This is a genomic window from Kitasatospora sp. NPDC003701 (genome assembly GCF_053587085.1).
In genome coordinates this window covers 1-1,010 of sequence record NZ_JBSFNM010000178.1, presented here as the reverse complement: position 1 = coordinate 1,010, position 1,010 = coordinate 1, and the positions used below count along the sequence as shown (strand labels likewise).

The window sequence follows — 1,010 nt, the reverse complement described above, 5'->3', positions numbered from 1 at the left end:
CGCACCACATCACCCGTGCGGTACATCCGCGCACCCGGCTCACCGAACGGGTCCGCGACGAAACGCTCCGCCGTCAACCCCGCCCGGTTCAGATAACCCCGCGCCAGACCCACACCCGAGACGTACAACTCGCCCGCCACACCCACCGGCACCGGCCGCAGGTACGCGTCCAGCACATGCGCCCGGGTGTTCCAGATCGGCCGGCCCACCGTCGCCGTCACCGAGTCCAGCGTGCCGCCACCCAGGGTGTTGATCGTGTACTCCGTCGGACCGTACAGGTTGTACCCCATCACCCCCGGGGTCTCCCGCAGCTTCGACCACAGCGTCTCCGCCACGGCCTCACCACCGAGCAGCACCAGCACCGGACGGTGCCGGTCCTCGTCCAACAGACCGCTCTCCACCAGGGCTTGCGCGTACGAGGGGGTGACGTTGATGACGTCGATCTCGTGGACGTCGAGGTAGTCGGCCAGGCCCTGGGCGTCCCTGCGGTCGTCCTCGCCGAGGACGTGGACCTCGTGGCCCTCGACCAGCCAGAGCAGCTCCTCCCACGACATGTCGAAGGAGAACGAGACGGTGTGCGCGATCCGCAGCCGCCGCCCACCCGCGGACTCCACCACCGGGTCGAAGATCGCCTCACGGTGGTTCAACTGCATGTTGGTCAGACCCCGGTACGGCGTCACCACACCCTTCGGCCGGCCCGTCGAACCCGACGTGAAGATCACATACGCCGGACTGTCCTGGTCCACCACCACACCCGGCGCGCTGTCCGACAACGCCGCCAACTCCGCCACGACCTCCGGCGAATCCAACAGCAGCACGTCCTCGAAGGACGGCATCTTCGGGGCGGCGACGGAGTCCGTCACCAGGCAGACCGGGGCGGTGTCCTCCACCATGAACGCCAGCCGGTCCACCGGATAGTCCAGCTCCAGCGGCAGATACGCCGCACCCGTACGCAGCACCGCGAACAACGCCGCCACCATCTCCAGCGAACGCGGCAACCCCAACGCCAC

Annotated in this window: 1 protein-coding gene; it reads right to left on the bottom strand. The window is 68.5% G+C overall.

The window, feature by feature from the left end; genetic code table 11:
* A partial coding sequence (locus ACWDRR_RS44500) for an AMP-binding protein (protein ID WP_449778052.1) occupies positions 1-1,010 on the bottom strand: 1,010 nt, incomplete at both ends.